Origin of the sequence: Variovorax sp. CAN15 (genome assembly GCF_030462475.1) — a bacterium.
Taxonomy (GTDB): Bacteria; Pseudomonadota; Gammaproteobacteria; order Burkholderiales; family Burkholderiaceae_C; genus Variovorax.
The window spans coordinates 1-13,718 of sequence record NZ_JASMRZ010000033.1 but is presented as its reverse complement, the minus strand read 5'-3'; the positions used below and the strand labels follow the sequence as shown (position 1 = coordinate 13,718).

Here is a 13,718-nt window from a genome sequence, read left to right as displayed (position 1 = left end):
CTATGAACATTTCCCTACCCGGCTTGTTGAGCCAGCTCCTGCTGGGGCTGGTCAACGGCTCTTTCTACGCCATCCTGAGCCTCGGGCTGGCGGTGATCTTCGGCCTGCTCAACGTCATCAACTTCGCGCACGGCGCGCTGTTCATGCTCGGCGCCGTCCTGACGTGGATGGCCATGGAGTATTTCGGCATCAACTACTGGGTGATGCTGATCGGCGCGCCCGTCGTCATCGGCATCTTCGGCGTGCTCATCGAACGGCTGCTCCTGCGCTGGATCTACAAGCTCGACCACCTCTACGGCCTGCTGCTCACGCTGGGCCTCACGCTGCTGATCGAGGGCGTGTTCCGCTCGATCTACGGCGTCTCGGGCCTGCCCTACGACGCGCCCGATGCGCTGTCGAGCGCCACCGACCTTGGCTTCATGGTGCTGCCCAACTACCGCGCCTGGGTGGTCGTGGCGTCGCTGGTGGTGTGCTTCGCCACCTGGTACGTGATCGAGAAGACCCGCCTGGGCGCCTACCTGCGCGCCGGCACCGAGAACCCGCGCCTGGTCGAAGCCTTCGGCGTCAACGTGCCGCTGATGATCACGCTGACCTACGCCTTCGGCGCCGGGCTGGCGGCCTTCGCCGGCGTGCTTGCGGCGCCCGTCATCCAGGTGTCGCCGCTGATGGGGCAGAACCTCATCATCGTGGTGTTCGCCGTGGTCGTGATCGGCGGCATGGGCTCGATCATGGGCGCCATCCTCACCGGCCTGGGCCTCGGCGTGATCGAGGGGTTCACCAAGGTCTTCTATCCGGAAGCTTCTTCCACGGTTGTGTTCGTGATCATGGTCATCGTGCTGTTGATTCGCCCCGCCGGCCTGTTCGGCAAAGAGAAATGAGGCGGACGGCATGAACATGAAAAAGATATCCACCGTCGTCTACGCGCTGCTGCTGCTCGCGCTGGTGCTGGCACCGTTCTTCGGCGCCTACCCGGTGTTCGTGATGAAGCTCATGTGCTTCGCGCTGTTTGCCGCGGCCTTCAACCTGCTGCTGGGGTTCACCGGCCTGCTGTCTTTCGGACACGCGGCGTTCCTCGGCGGCTCCGCGTACGTTGCGGGCCATGCGATGAAGGTCTGGGGCCTGACGCCCGAACTGGGGCTGATCGCGGGCACGCTCACCGGCGCTGCCCTCGGCTGGCTCTTCGGCGTGCTGGCGATCCGTCGGCAGGGCATCTACTTCGCGATGATCACGCTGGCGCTCGCGCAGATGATGTTCTTCGTCGCGCTGCAGGCCAAGTTCACGGGCGGCGAAGACGGCCTGCAGGGCGTGCCGCGCGGCAAGCTCTTCGGCGTGATCGACCTGTCGAACGACCTCACCATGTACTACGTGGCGCTGGTCATCGTGGTCGCGGCCTTCCTGCTGATCGTGCGCACCATCCACTCGCCCTTCGGGCAGGTGCTCAAGGGCATCAAGGAGAACGAGCCGCGCGCGCTCTCGCTGGGCTACGACGTGAGCCGCTTCAAGCTGCTGGCATTCGTGATCTCGGCCGCGCTGTCGGGCCTGGCCGGTTCGCTCAAGACGCTGGTGCTGGGCTTCGCCACGCTGTCGGACGTGCACTGGACCGCCTCGGGCCAGGTCATCCTGATGACGCTGGTGGGCGGCCTTGGCACGATCTCGGGCCCGCTGGTGGGCTCGGCCGTGGTGGTGCTGCTGGAGAACAAGATCGGCGAACTCGGCAACTTCCTCGCGCGCATCACCACCGTCGACTGGTTCAACACGCTGGGTGAATCGGTGACCATGGTCACGGGCCTCATCTTCGTGATCTGCGTGCTGGCGTTCCGCAAGGGGATCATGGGCGAGATCATCGCGTTCATCGACCGGCGACGGGCGAAGTAGCACAGGCGCGGACAAATGAAAAAGGGAGCCTCTTCGGCTCCCTTCCTGCTTGCGGCGCCGTAATTCAGCGCCTCAGCAATTGCCCTTCTTCGCCTGGCCGGGCGGGCAGAAGTCGCCGCGGTCGCGATCGTGGCCGTGCCGGTGATCGCGCTCGTAGCGGTCATGGCGGCGGTCTTCTTCCCACTCGCGTTCGCGGCGCGCTTCACGGCGGGCCTCGCGGCGCCAGTCGCCTTCGGTCCAGCGCCAGCCGCCGCGGTCCTCGATCCACCGGCCCGGGGCATAGACATAGCCCGCGCGCTCGGGTTGCCAGCCACCCGGGCGCCATCCGTAGGCACGGCCGTCCCAGACCCAGCGGCCCGGCACCCAGACGAAGCCGCCGCGCGGCGGCGGCAGGGGTTCGTAGCGCGGCGGGGGCGGGGCCGTCATCACCAGGCCGGGCACGTTGATGTTGACCGAGACCTGCGCGTTGGCGGCCAGGGGGCTCGCCAGGATGGAGAGCGCGCCGGCCGCGGCCAGCATTGCGATTCGGGTTTTCATGGTGGGGTTCCTCTGCATCGGGATGATTATTTATGGGAAATTTTCCCAACGCGCGTAGGAGGCGTTCGGTTGTCGTCCTTTGTCCGTGGCTACAACAGTTACAGCTTCAACGGCGCCGCGTATCCGGTCATCTCGAGGTAGCCGCGTCCCAATCGCCGCCCCTGCGCATCGAGCAGGTCGCTCACGCCCTCCCAGTACACGCCGCCGGTCGAGCCGCGGCTGTCCAGCTCCTGGTCGTCGAGCAGGGCGCGCACCTCGAAGCTGCCGGCGGGCGTCTGTACACGCCACCGCGTCGGGTACTTCGCCTGCGTCCGTGGGCTGTCCCAGGTCTTGAGGCTTTCGAAGCGCACTTCGTCGCTTTTGAAGATGCGGGCAGTGCCGTCGCGCTGCCGGTATGAGCCGCCGGCCCACAGCGCGCTGCCGTCGCTGCGCCGCAGGTGGAAGGCGGTGAGGGCGCTGCCGTCGTCGAGGTTCATGCCGATCCAGTCCCAGCCCACGGCCTCGGGATGCATAAGCGCCTCGCTCCATTCGTGGTCCAGCCATGCGGTGCCCGCGATGTCGAAGGCCTGGTTCTTCAGCGTGAGCTTGCCCTGTGCCTTGAGCTGCGGCTCGCTGTAGTAATAGCTCGCCTGCGACTCCTCGGGCCCTTTGCGCGAGAGCCCTGCCTTGCCTTGCAGCAGCACAGGCTGCGTGGGCGTGAAGCGCAGGTCGAGCGTGAATTCTCCCGCCGGAATGCGCGCCACATAGATGCCGTTCTCCCGGGCCAGCGCCCAGTCGCGGATGCGCACGTCGGTGTCATTCGCCGAGGCCTCGGCCACGCCGAAGCCCGCGCGCGCGATGCGCTGGTCGTGCAGCAGCACGCGGCCTTCGAGATCGGTGACGGCCGCGTGCGCGAACACCAGGTGCTTCGCCGCGAAGGCCGAGCGCATGCCCATCGCGGCGTCCACCCGCGAGCGGAAGAAGGTGACCTGGAAGCCGAACTCGCGCCCGGTGGATGTCTTCGCGTGGCCGGTGATGTACCACCACTCGGTACGGAGGTCGGGATGGCTGCCGAAGTCGCGCGGGAACTCGAGGCGGCGTTCGGGCAGTGCCCATGCGGCCAAGGGCCCCGATGCGAGCGCGGCAAGCAGCAGGTTCCGGCGCGAAAGGGAGAAGGAGGAGGGTGCTTGCTGCATGGTGTGCCAGTCTACGAATCGAGCCTTGCGGAGCGTGGGGGCAGGCGTGGGCCTACCAGTCTTCCTTCACCGCCAGCACCACGTCCTTGCCGGCGGCGGCGCGGCCCGCCATCCAGGCCGTGATGGTGCCGGCGGCGACCACCGCAGCGCACAGCGCCAGCAGCCGCTCCCATGGCACCAGCAGGTCCATGCTCCAGTGGAAGCTCTGCGGGTTCACCACCTTCACGAGCACCACCGACACGGCCAGCCCCAGGCCCAGCCCGGCGACGGCGCCGATGGCCGTCCACGCCGCGCCTTCGCCGGCTACCACCGCGAGCACCTGCCGGCGCGTGAAGCCCAGGTGCGCGAGCAAGCCGAATTCCTTGCGCCGCGCCAGCACCTGCGCGCTGAAGCTGGCGGCGATGCCGAAGAGGCCGATGGCGATGGCCACGGCCTGCAGCCAGTAGGTGACGGCGAAGCTGCGGTCGAAGATGCGCAGCGAGGTCGCGCGGATCTGCCCCACCGAGGCTATCTCGACGGAGCCGGCGTACGAATCGCCCTGGCCACGCTGGCCGGCCTGGCGCGCGGCCAGTTCGCGCACCGCCGCCTGCACCGCGCTTTCCGACGCGCCGGGCGCGAGCCACAGCGCCACGTCGCTCACGTTGCGCTCGCCGGTGATGCGCTCGAAGTCGCGCGCGTCCATGGCGATGGCGCCGAACTGCCGCGCGTAGTCGCGCCACACGCCCGCCACGAAGAACGAGGCCTGGGCCTTGCCCATGGCAGCCGACAGCGGCGCGAACACCGTGCCCGGCTTCGCGCCGTAGAGCTCCACCATCGGCTCGCTCACGTAGATGCCGACCTGCCCTGCGGGCACCGGCAGCGCGCTCCCCACCAGCGGCAGTGATTGCGCGGCCCCGCCTTCGAGGCTGCGCGCGATCAGCGTCACCGCCGGCCGCGCTGCATCGAGCTGCAGCGGCTGCGTGCGCAGCGTGCCGGTGCGCGCCACACCGGGCAGCTGCGCCAGCGACTGCACGAAGGCCGGCGCGAAGGTGGCGGTGTCGGTGCTGCTGCCGCCGCCGCTGTTGCCCCCGCGTCCGCCCGAAGTGGCTCGCACGTACAGGTCGGCCGGCAGCACCACGTCCAGCCAGTGCGTGACCGAGTCGCGGAAGCTCGCGACCATTACCGTGAGCGCGACCGCAAGGCTCAGGCTCGCGACCACGCCGCTGACCGCCACCGCCGCCGTGCCGCGCATGCGTCGGGCGCGCTCCACCGCCAGCATCGGCAGCACGCGCCGCGAGAAGAGCGGCGCCACGCGGTCGTACAGCAGCGCGATCAGCCAGGGCAGGGCGGTGATGCCGCCCACCAGCAGGCAGGCCACCGAGAGATACGCCGCCACCGGAATGCCGCCGATGGCCGGCAGGTTGGACAGCACCGCGCCCAGCGCGACAAGGCCGAGCGCTAGCCAGTGGCTGTTGCCCTGCGTGGGCGCCGCGCCCAGGCCCTTGAGCGTCTGCGCCTCGGGCAGCGATTGCGCCGCGCGCGCGGGCCACCAGCCGCCGACCAGCGCGGCCAGCACGCCGAGCCCGCCGTAGAGCAGGGCAGCGCTTGCGCTCCAGTGCAGCGTGGGCGCCACGCCCTCGAAGTACCCGCCACCCAGGTCACCACCCAGCACGCGCAGCGCGAACGCCGCCAGCGCCGTGCCCAGCGCGAGGCCGGCCACGCTTCCGATCAGGCCCAGTACCAGCGACTCGGCCAGCACCAGCTGCAGCCGTTCGCGCGGCGTGAGGCCGAGCACGCCGAGCAGCGCGAACTGCTGTGCGCGTTTGGCCACGCTGAGCGCCAGCACCGAGAACACCAGGAAGGCCCCCGTGAACAGCGCCACCAGCGCCAGCACCGTCAGGTTCACGCGGTAGGCGCGCGACAGGTTGCTCACGCGCTGCGCCGCGTCGCCGGGCTCGGCGAACTGCACGCCCGAGGGCCAGTCGGGCGACTTCTGCAGCGATGCGATGAAGGCCGCCCGGTCGGTGCCTGGCGCCAGCCTCAGATCGATGCGGCTCAGTTGGCCGATGCGGCCGAAGAGTTCCTGCGCCGCCGCGATGTCCATCACCGCGAGCGCCTTGCCGCCGGCGGCCACGTGGCCAGCCACCGCGAGGCTGTGCCAGGCGTCGCCGCCGCGCAGCCGCACCGTCTCGGCCTTGCCTTCGCCGGGTGCCTGCGCGGGCAGCCCCAGCGCATCGCGCGCCGCGAGGTTGAGGAACACCTGGCCCGGCGCAAAGAGCGCGAAGCGGTCGGCGCCCGCCGCGGGTTGCGGCATCAGCGCGGGCGCGATGGTCGGCAGCGCCAGCGCGTCGATGCCGATCACGCGCATCGGCACCTGCTGCTCGCCGGCCAATGCGAGGCCTTGGACCTCGACCACCGGGCTCGCCAGTGCCACCCGCGGATGTCGCGCGAGCCGCGCGAACACGGTCTCGTCGAAGCCGCCCTGCACGGCGCGCACTTCGAGGTCGGGCTCGCCGTTGACCGAGCGGACCGCGCTCGAGAACTCGTCGAGCGCCGAGGCGTTGATCAGCTGTACCGAGAAGGCCAGCGCAACGCCGAGCATCACGGCCAGCACCGCGGCCGCGTTGCGCCAGGGATGGTGGCGGAGTTCCTGCCATGAGAAGGTGCCGAGCAATGCGCGCATCGGGCCATTGTCGTCCCGGCGCGTGGGGTGTTCGCCCGGCGTGGCAGGATTGCGGCTCTTTCGACGACGCCCGAGGAATCCGACGATGCGGCTCCTGCCCCATGCCTTGCTGTACCGCTGCTGGCTCGTCGCCTGGCTTTTCGTCCCCCTGCTGGCCGGCAATGCCCTGGCGCAACTGCAGCCGCCGTCGCCGCAACAGCCTCTGACGCTGGCAAGCGATCCCGCAGCCCTCGCCAAGGCTGCACTGGGTGCCGAGCGGGGCACGCTGGTGGTGGGCACGCTGCGCAACGGTCAGGCGGCCTACGGCGCTGCCTACAACCCCGAGCCGCTGTCGCAACCCCGCGCCATCGCGTCCGCCAGCGCCGAGCAGCCGATGTTCGAGATCGGCTCAGTCACCAAGGTGTTCACCGGCCTGCTGCTCGCGCAGGCGGTGCAGCGCGGCGACCTGAAGCTGGACGACAGCGTCGGCGAGCTGCTCGCCGGCAAGGTCGACGGCCTCTCGCCCGCCGTGGCCTCGGTCACGCTGCGACAGCTCGTCACGCACACCGGCTGCATGCCGGTGATGGCCGACGGCGTGACCGGCGGCGCGCCGCTCGTCGAGCAGTTCCATACCTACGACAAGGCCATGTTCCGGGCCGCGCTCGCGCGTATCAGGCTCACTGCCGCGGCGCCGCCCTGCGAGGGCGCATACAGCAACTTCGGCATGGCGCTGCTCGGCCAGCTGCTGGCCGAGCACTACGACACCTCGTGGGGCGAGCTGGTACGCGCGCGCATCACCGAGCCGCTGGGCATGAACGACACCGTCATCACACTCGGCGACAAGGCCTCGCGCATGGCGCCCGCCTTCTCGGGTGAGCGCCGCCAGCCGCTCTTCGACATGCAGGCCTACGCGCCAGCCAGCGCGCTGCGCTCCACGGCCGCCGACATGCTGACCTTCAGCCGCGCCATCCTCGCGGGCGCCGCCGGCCCGCTGGGCCCTGCCGCCGCGCGCATGCTCACCCCGCTGGCGCGCTACGAGGGCGCCGAGATCGGCTACGCGGTGATGGTGCGCGGGCCCGAAGGAGGCCGGCGCACCTACTACCACGCAGGCGTCACCCGGGGCTACCGCACGCTGTGGCTGCTCGCGCCCGACACCGGCGAGGCGATGATCGTGCTCAGCAGCAATGCGCGCGCGCCGATGCAGTCGGTGATGCTGGCCATCGGCAAGAGCCGATATCCGGTGCCGACCGCGGAAGTGCCGATCGATGCGAAGCGGCTCGACGAATACAGGGGCGAGTACCGCGTGACGAAGACCCAGTCATTGAACTTCACGGTGCGCAGCGGCCGGCTGCTGGTTCGGGAGACGGGGCGCGGATACAACGCGCTCACGCCTACGGGCAACGACCGCTTTGCTGTGACTGCCATCGGCGCGCAGGTCATGTTCAGGCGCGATGCGGCGAACGCAGTGGTCGGGGTGTCGCTGGCGCAGGGTGGGAGCCAGCTCGATGCACGGCGGGTGGGGGAGGCTGCCACGCAGCCTGAGTAGTCGCCGGGCTTCGTCAGCCCGCCAGCGCGAGGAGCTGCCCGGCCATCTCTTCGATTTCCGTGCGCATCACGAGCTTGTGGAGCCAGTCCTGCGGAATACCCGCGACGCCATAGAAGGCGCCCGCCAGCTGGCCGCAGATGGCGGCCGTGGTGTCGGCGTCGTCGCCCAGGTTGGTGGCGGCGAGCACTGCTTGCTCGAAGGAGTCAGTGTTCGCGAAGCACCAGAGCGCCGCTTCGAGCGACTCGACGCAGTAGCCCGATCCCTTGATCTGGGCGACGGGCTTCGATGCATGGCTGCCTCGTGCCAGCGTCGCAACCTTCTCGCTCAGTGGTGCCAGCGGCGTGGACGTCAGAATGGCCGCCTTGCTTTCGCCCCGCAGCGCCGCGCGAAGCTGCAATGCGAAGAGCTGAGAGCATTCGATGGCCTCCAGCGCGCCATGCGTCGTGCGCGTGCTTTCGCCGGCCTGCTTCCAGGTGGCCTCGGCGCTCGCCGCGTAGAACATCGGCACCGGCGCGAGCCGCATCAGCGCTCCATTGCCGGCCGTGCGCGGATCGGGATCTCCGGCGAACGGATCGCCCGAAGCCAGGTAGCGGGTGAGGGCCCCCGACACCGTCAGGCCGATGTCGAAGCAGTTGCCGGTGCTGCTCATGTAGCCCACGCTGCGCCAGTTGCAGTAGCGGTTCATCTGGTCGACTGCGTCGAAGCCTTTGCAGTGGATCAGGCTCGCGGCGAGGCGCAGGGCCATCGACGTGTCGTCGGTCCATTCGCCCGCGATCAGCCCGAAGGGGCCGCCGCCGTGCATGCCGGTGACTGGGGCGAAGCTTCCGCGCGAGCGGAACTCGACCGCGGTGCCCACGGCGTCGCCGCAGGCCAGGCCGAGCAGGCAGCCTTGGTAGCGCTCGATCGCATTCATGACTGTTGCTGCCTGAGCGCCTCGCGCGCGGCCATCAGCGCGTAGCCCAGCAGATTGAGCCCCTTCCATTCGCGCGGGTCCTGCGCCAGGGGATTGTTCGCGGCAAGCCCGATGCCCCAGATCGGATCGACCGGGCTGGCCTCCACCAGCACCTGGTGGCCCGTGCCAAGCAGGAAGGCGCCGAGCTCCGCGTTCTGCGAGAACTTGGCGATGTTGCCCTGCGTCACGATGTCCAGGCGCGCGGCGACCCACGCGGCCTCGTCGAAGCCGCGTATTTCGCGGCCCAACTTCTTGGCCTCGCCAGGCGTGCGCGCGGCGAGGATGCGATCGCAGATCTCGTCGTCGCCGAACAGGCGCGCCTTGCCGGCCATCATGAAATGCTCGGCCGTGCGGTACGAGACGCCATCGACCTTGAACGCGGCCTCGAACCACTGGCTGAAGCAGCTCTTGTTCACGCCGGTCTTCGGCGCCTGATGGCCCCAGAAGAGAAGGAACTCCGGGCGATGGCCCTGCGCGAAGTACGCGGGCAGGTCGCGGGTGCTGCGAGGCGTGACGGTGGTGGTGTTCGTTGTTGTTGTCGTCGTCATTTGGAATTTTCCTTTTCGAAGCCGATTTCGAGCACATGCTCCACCGGCAATTGCAGCTCGGGGCTGTCGTCCTGCGCCAGCGGGCGCTGCGCGGCCACGAAGGCTCGCATATCGATGACCTCCAGCAACTCCTCGTGGGCGAACGCGGCCAGTGTGCGGCCGCGCAGACCCAGCTGGATCGCGCGGCGTTCGAGCTTGCCACCCTTCGGTGAATGATCCGGGTCCCATTGCAGGCGCACCTCGGAGCGCCCCACGGCTTCCTGCCAAGCCTCGCGGCTCGGGTAGCCGGCTGCACCGAAGGTCGAGGGCACCGCTTCGCGCACCACGTGCTCGAAGAACGCGCGGCGCAGCCGCAGGCCCAGAACGACTTCCTGGCCTTCCTTCGTACCCCAGCCGCTGCGATACATCATCCAGAGGAAGTTCGGCTTGATCCGGCTCATCCGCGAAAGGCTGAAGTCCGGACCGTCGAGCCGTCCGTGCCTGATGGCGTATTCGCCGATGGCTGGACGGTAGGCCTGGTAGACGACGACCGAGTTCGCGTCGTGGTGGGCGAGGATGTGCTGGCCGCTTCGGGGCCAGCGGGCGCGTTGGGCGAGGTGCGATTCGGTGAGTAGTGGTGTGACAGCGCTGTTGTTCATTTCGTTCTTCTTTCCTTGTTGTTCTTGTCTTGTAATTCGATGAGAGTTGCCCTGTACAACTAATCAAGGGTTGTATAGTACAACTAATAATCCCGCAGTCAAGCTCTTACGTGAACACGCCATCTTCCGCATTCCCGCCACTGACCTTCCCGCGCCCGCTGGTCACCGTCGACGTGGTGATGTTCACCGTGCTCGATGACGCCCTTCATGTCCTGCTGGTGAAGCGGCCCGCCGACACCGATGAGCCCTTTCCTGGCAAGTGGGCCTTGCCCGGCGGCTTCGTGAACATCGACGAGGACGCCACGCTGCTCGACTGCGCGCTGCGCAAGCTGCGCGAGAAGACGGGTGTGGTCACGCCTTACCTTGAGCAGCTCGGCAGCTGGGGCGGCGCTCAGCGCGACCCGCGGGGCTGGTCGGCCACGCATTGCTTCTACGCGCTGATTCCCGCGCAGGCGATGCAGTTGCGTAGCGGTGCGAACGCGGCCGAGGTGGCGTGGTTCGGGGTCGATGCCGCCTCGCGCAAGCGGCTGGCCTTCGACCATGGCGAGCTGCTCGATGCGGCCGTTGCCCGGCTGCGCAGCAAGGTCGAATACACCTCGCTACCGGCCTTCCTGCTGGAGGAACCATTCACGCTGCCGGCGCTGCAGCACACTTACGAAATCGTGCTGGGCAGGGCGGTCGACAAGAGCGCTTTTCGCAAGCGCATGCTCGATGGCGGATTCATGGAGGAGGCCGGCATGGTCACCGGCAGCCTGGGGCGGCCGGCCATGAGTTACCGGCTGCGCGACCGTTCGCAGGCGGCGCTGTTTCCGCGCACCTTCAACTCGACGAAGCAGTAGGTCGGCTCAAAGCCGGTCCGACATCGCGTGCAGATAAGCACGCACCGCCGCGTTGGAGCTCAGCCCGATGGCACGGTCGAACGCCTGCCGAGCCGCGGAGCGCGCACCGCCGGCCGCGAGCAGATGCGCGCGCGCCGCCCAGTACGGCTGGTAGTTCGCCACATCCTGTGCAGGAATGGCTTCCAGCGCCCGCAGGCCGATTTCCGGACCGCGCGCGTTCGCGAGCGCGCAGGCGAGGCTGACCTGCGCGCCGATGCTGGTCCGCAGCGCCAGCAGTCCCTCGTACAGCGACACCAGCGCCTCGGGCGGCACCGGCGCCCCCACGCGGCGTTCGCAGTGGGCCGACTGGATCGCGGCTTCGAGCTGGTAGGCGCCGAGCAACTTCATTTCGGATGCGCGGCGCAGGCAGAGCTCGGCCTCGGCGAGCAGGTCAGGGTTCCAGCGCAGCGGGTCCTGCTGGTCGAGCGGCACGTAGGCGCCGGTGTCGCTGCGCCGCGCGGCCATGCGGGCTTCGCAGAAGAGCATGAGCGCCAGCAGGCCCAGCGGTTCGGGCTCGGCGGGCATCAGGCCGCAGAGGATGCGGCAGAGGTCGATGGCCTCGGTGGTGAGGCCGCGGGGAAGGGCGTCGGCGCCGTCCACGTCGTCCCAGCCGGTGCCGTAGGCGGCGTAGATGCCGTCGAGCACGTCCTGCAGCCGCTGCGGCAGGTCTCGCGCCTGCGGGTATTCGAAGGGAATGCCGGCGGCGCGGATGCGGGCCTTGGCGCGAACCAGCCTCTGGCCGAGGGTGGAAGGCGCGGTGAGGAAGGCGCCGGCCATGCGCGCCGCGTCGAGGCCGAGCACGGTCTGCAGCATGAGCGGCGCACGCGCGGGGGCATCGACGGCCGGGTGCGCGCACACGAAGAGCAGGCGCAGCCGCTCGTCGGGGATGGCGCTGGCGCCATCGGCGGCGTCGTCGACTTCACCCGCGAGCAGCAGCAGGGTCTGCGTCGCCTGGTCCTGCACGCGGCTGTGGCGCCAGGCGTCGAGCTTGCGGTGGCGCGCCACGCTCAGCAGCCAGGCGTCGGGTTCGGCCGGGACGCCGTCCGCGGGCCAGCGCTCGAGCGCGCGGGCGAAGGCATCGGCGAGCGCATCTTCCGATGCGGCGATGTCGTGGGTGCGCGCCGACAGGATGGCCAGCAGCCGGCCATACGACTCGCGCGCCGCACGCTCGGCGGCTCTGTGAACCGCCGGGTCGCTCATCGGCGCACCTTCGTGCCTCGCACGGCGGTGCGAGCCTGCCCGAGGGAGCCCGGCGCGGCGCTCATGCCGCTGCGGCGGCCAGTGCGGTGGCCACGAAGACGGGCCGCACTTCCACCCCGCCGGTGGTCGCGCAGGGCGCGCGCGCCGCCCATTCGAGCGCGGCGTCGAGGTCGGGCACGTCGATCACGAAATAGCCGCCGAGCTGCTCCTTGGTGTCGGCGAAGGGGCCGTCCTGCACCTGGCGCCTGTCGCCGCGAATCCGCAGCGTGGTGCCGGTCATGGGTGGGAAGAGGCCGTGGCCGCCGAGCGAGATGCCCGACTGGCGCACCGCGTCGGCATACGCGATCCAGCTGGCCCTGTAGGCCTGCGCGGATGCGTCCTCGCGTTGCTCGAATTCGGCCGTCGGCTGGTAGAACATCAACATGTACTGCATGGTGTCTCTCCGTCAAGTAAAAGCGTGCTGAGCAGGAGCGCTCACCACAATGACGGCCAGCCGGCGAGCATTTCGACACGGGCTTCGTGCCGAGCAGAACATTTTTTACGCGAAAGCCTCCCGGTGCAACGGTGGCTGCACCGAAGCGAAAAGTTCTCGGCCCGCCTTCAGGCGGCCTCTGCCTGTGCCGCGGGGGCGAACAGGGTTTCCATCTCGTTGCGCAGCCTGTAGGCGGCGGTGGTGGTGTCGATGGCCACGTCGGCCCAGCTCAGGCTCTGGCCCTTTTTCACCGGGCGCACCAGCCTGATGTTGTGCGCCAGCCCCAGCGGCAGGCCGCCCAGGCGCAGCGAGCGCGCGGCAGGCAGCAGCTTGCCCCAGACGGTGTAGCCGCCTTCGCCGTCGAGCATCTCGCCGGCGGCCAGATCGCGCTTGGCGGTGGCGACCACGTCGGCGTTCCAGCAGTTGGCCACGCCCGTGGGTTCGCCGCGCAGCGCCACGCTGGCCACCGACATGCCCACTTCGAGCCCGATCAGGTGCCAGCGCTTGTAGAGAGTGAAGTAGCGCCCGCTCGGGTCGGTGTGGGCGTTGTATTCCTCGAAGCAGTTCTTGATGTACTCCGTCTCGGCTTCGACCGTGACCCACACGCCCATGCGGATGTCGTACGGGATCTTCCGCCCGTCGGCTTCCAGCGACGAGATCACCTCGACCATGCCCTTGCGCTCCAGCACGCCGCCTTCGCTCTTCGGCCGGGTGACGAAGGGAATGTCTTCCACGCTCGCGGGCGGGTAGAGCAGGCCGTCCGACGGCACGGCAAGGCCGGTGGCGTTGGCCACCGCCGAGCTTTCGATGGAAGGCTTGGAGCCGTCGAGGAAGCTGTTGAACATCTTCGGGTTGAGCCCGCCGCGCTTCGCCTGCTCGGGCGTGAGGCCGTAGTTGCCCCACACCGTCTCGGGTGTCGATTCGGTGAAGTGCGGCAGCCATTTGTGGCCGCGCCCGGCCGCCACCACCGGAAAGCCGCAGGTGCGTGCCCAGTCCACCAGGTCGCAGATCAGCGCGGGCTGGTCGCCGAAGGCCAGCGAATAGACCACGCCGGCCTGCTGCGCCCTGCGCGCGAGCAGCGGGCCGCAGAAGGCGTCCGCCTCGACCGTCACGTTCACCACGTGCTTGCCGTGCGCGAAGGCGTCCAGGCAGTGGTCCACCGCCGCGATGGGGTTGCCGGTGCACTCGACCACGATGTCGATGGAGGGCTCGCGTCACGGCCTGCCAGTCGTCGGTGATCCAGGTGGTGCCCTGCT

Annotated in this window: 12 protein-coding genes and 1 pseudogene; 4 read left to right on the top strand and 9 right to left on the bottom strand. The window is 69.2% G+C overall.

Features of this window, described 5'->3' with window-relative positions:
* Nucleotides 1-2: 2 nt before the first annotated feature.
* Both QMO14_RS19670 and QMO14_RS19665 read left to right on the top strand, forming a co-directional pair.
* Nucleotides 3-878 carry a branched-chain amino acid ABC transporter permease gene (locus QMO14_RS19670; RefSeq protein WP_301509138.1) on the top strand — a complete coding sequence of 292 codons (876 nt, stop codon included), beginning with the start codon at nucleotides 3-5 and terminating at the stop codon, nucleotides 876-878.
* 10 nt (nucleotides 879-888) lie between these two features.
* Nucleotides 889-1,875 carry a branched-chain amino acid ABC transporter permease gene (locus tag QMO14_RS19665; protein WP_301509137.1) on the top strand — a complete coding sequence of 329 codons (987 nt, stop codon included), beginning with the start codon at nucleotides 889-891 and terminating at the stop codon, nucleotides 1,873-1,875.
* A gap of 72 nt (nucleotides 1,876-1,947) precedes the next feature.
* On the opposite strand, the gene QMO14_RS19660 is transcribed toward QMO14_RS19665, so the two are convergent.
* The 3 genes from QMO14_RS19660 to QMO14_RS19650 form a co-directional block, all read right to left on the bottom strand.
* Nucleotides 1,948-2,412 carry a hypothetical protein gene (locus tag QMO14_RS19660; RefSeq protein ID WP_301509136.1) on the bottom strand — a complete coding sequence of 155 codons (465 nt, stop codon included), beginning with the start codon at nucleotides 2,410-2,412 and terminating at the stop codon, nucleotides 1,948-1,950.
* A 98-nt stretch (nucleotides 2,413-2,510) separates the two neighbouring features.
* Nucleotides 2,511-3,587, bottom strand: coding sequence for a carotenoid 1,2-hydratase (locus tag QMO14_RS19655; RefSeq protein ID WP_301509135.1), 1,077 nt, complete (start codon nucleotides 3,585-3,587; stop codon nucleotides 2,511-2,513).
* Nucleotides 3,588-3,639: 52 nt separating this feature from the next.
* Nucleotides 3,640-6,249, bottom strand: coding sequence for an FtsX-like permease family protein (locus QMO14_RS19650; protein ID WP_301509133.1), 2,610 nt, complete (start codon nucleotides 6,247-6,249; stop codon nucleotides 3,640-3,642).
* 85 nt (nucleotides 6,250-6,334) lie between these two features.
* On the opposite strand from QMO14_RS19650, the gene QMO14_RS19645 reads away from it, so the two are divergent.
* Nucleotides 6,335-7,774, top strand: coding sequence for a serine hydrolase (locus QMO14_RS19645; protein ID WP_301509132.1), 1,440 nt, complete (start codon nucleotides 6,335-6,337; stop codon nucleotides 7,772-7,774).
* A 13-nt stretch (nucleotides 7,775-7,787) separates the two neighbouring features.
* Here the strand turns inward: QMO14_RS19645 and QMO14_RS19640 are convergent, their stop codons facing one another.
* Genes QMO14_RS19640 through QMO14_RS19630 form a run of 3 tightly spaced genes read right to left on the bottom strand, consistent with a single transcriptional unit; the run spans nucleotide 7,788 to nucleotide 9,912 of the window.
* Nucleotides 7,788-8,687, bottom strand: a complete 900-nt coding sequence (locus tag QMO14_RS19640; RefSeq protein ID WP_301509131.1) for an ADP-ribosylglycohydrolase family protein — start codon at nucleotides 8,685-8,687, stop codon at nucleotides 7,788-7,790.
* A complete protein-coding gene (locus tag QMO14_RS19635) occupies nucleotides 8,684-9,274 on the bottom strand; it encodes an NADAR family protein (RefSeq protein WP_301509129.1) in 591 nt (196 codons plus the stop codon). Before QMO14_RS19635 ends, QMO14_RS19640 begins: the two co-directional genes overlap by 4 nt.
* Complete coding sequence (locus QMO14_RS19630) at nucleotides 9,271-9,912, bottom strand: DUF4291 domain-containing protein (protein WP_301509127.1); 642 nt, start codon at nucleotides 9,910-9,912, stop codon at nucleotides 9,271-9,273. The genes QMO14_RS19635 and QMO14_RS19630 overlap by 4 nt, the downstream gene beginning before the upstream one ends.
* A 179-nt stretch (nucleotides 9,913-10,091) precedes the next feature.
* Here QMO14_RS19630 and QMO14_RS19625 point away from each other — a divergent pair, with 179 nt between their 5' ends.
* Nucleotides 10,092-10,751, top strand: coding sequence for an NUDIX domain-containing protein (locus QMO14_RS19625; RefSeq protein WP_301509182.1), 660 nt, complete (start codon nucleotides 10,092-10,094; stop codon nucleotides 10,749-10,751).
* Between the two features lie 6 nt (nucleotides 10,752-10,757).
* On the opposite strand, the gene QMO14_RS19620 is transcribed toward QMO14_RS19625, so the two are convergent.
* The 3 genes and pseudogenes from QMO14_RS19620 to QMO14_RS19610 all read right to left on the bottom strand — a co-directional run.
* Nucleotides 10,758-11,990 carry an RNA polymerase sigma factor gene (locus QMO14_RS19620; protein ID WP_301509125.1) on the bottom strand — a complete coding sequence of 411 codons (1,233 nt, stop codon included), beginning with the start codon at nucleotides 11,988-11,990 and terminating at the stop codon, nucleotides 10,758-10,760.
* Between the two features lie 61 nt (nucleotides 11,991-12,051).
* A complete protein-coding gene (locus tag QMO14_RS19615) occupies nucleotides 12,052-12,423 on the bottom strand; it encodes a YciI family protein (RefSeq protein ID WP_301509124.1) in 372 nt (123 codons plus the stop codon).
* Between the two features lie 167 nt (nucleotides 12,424-12,590).
* Nucleotides 12,591-13,718 (bottom strand): annotated as a pseudogene (locus QMO14_RS19610) (NAD(P)H-dependent oxidoreductase); the annotation flags it as partial.

Excerpts from the sequence above, each read along its gene's own strand:
- QMO14_RS19615 (WP_301509124.1), bottom strand. The coding sequence starts at position 12,423 with ATGCAGTACATGTTGATGTTCTACCAGCCGACGGCCGAATTCGAGCAA.
- QMO14_RS19620 (WP_301509125.1), bottom strand. The coding sequence starts at position 11,990 with ATGAGCGACCCGGCGGTTCACAGAGCCGCCGAGCGTGCGGCGCGCGAG.
- QMO14_RS19665 (WP_301509137.1), top strand. The coding sequence starts at position 889 with ATGAACATGAAAAAGATATCCACCGTCGTCTACGCGCTGCTGCTGCTC.
- QMO14_RS19650 (WP_301509133.1), bottom strand. The coding sequence starts at position 6,249 with ATGCGCGCATTGCTCGGCACCTTCTCATGGCAGGAACTCCGCCACCAT.
- QMO14_RS19660 (WP_301509136.1), bottom strand. The coding sequence starts at position 2,412 with ATGAAAACCCGAATCGCAATGCTGGCCGCGGCCGGCGCGCTCTCCATC.
- QMO14_RS19630 (WP_301509127.1), bottom strand. The coding sequence starts at position 9,912 with ATGAACAACAGCGCTGTCACACCACTACTCACCGAATCGCACCTCGCC.
- QMO14_RS19670 (WP_301509138.1), top strand. The coding sequence starts at position 3 with ATGAACATTTCCCTACCCGGCTTGTTGAGCCAGCTCCTGCTGGGGCTG.
- QMO14_RS19635 (WP_301509129.1), bottom strand. The coding sequence starts at position 9,274 with ATGACGACGACAACAACAACGAACACCACCACCGTCACGCCTCGCAGC.
- QMO14_RS19640 (WP_301509131.1), bottom strand. The coding sequence starts at position 8,687 with ATGAATGCGATCGAGCGCTACCAAGGCTGCCTGCTCGGCCTGGCCTGC.
- QMO14_RS19645 (WP_301509132.1), top strand. The coding sequence starts at position 6,335 with ATGCGGCTCCTGCCCCATGCCTTGCTGTACCGCTGCTGGCTCGTCGCC.
- QMO14_RS19625 (WP_301509182.1), top strand. The coding sequence starts at position 10,092 with ATGTTCACCGTGCTCGATGACGCCCTTCATGTCCTGCTGGTGAAGCGG.
- QMO14_RS19655 (WP_301509135.1), bottom strand. The coding sequence starts at position 3,587 with ATGCAGCAAGCACCCTCCTCCTTCTCCCTTTCGCGCCGGAACCTGCTG.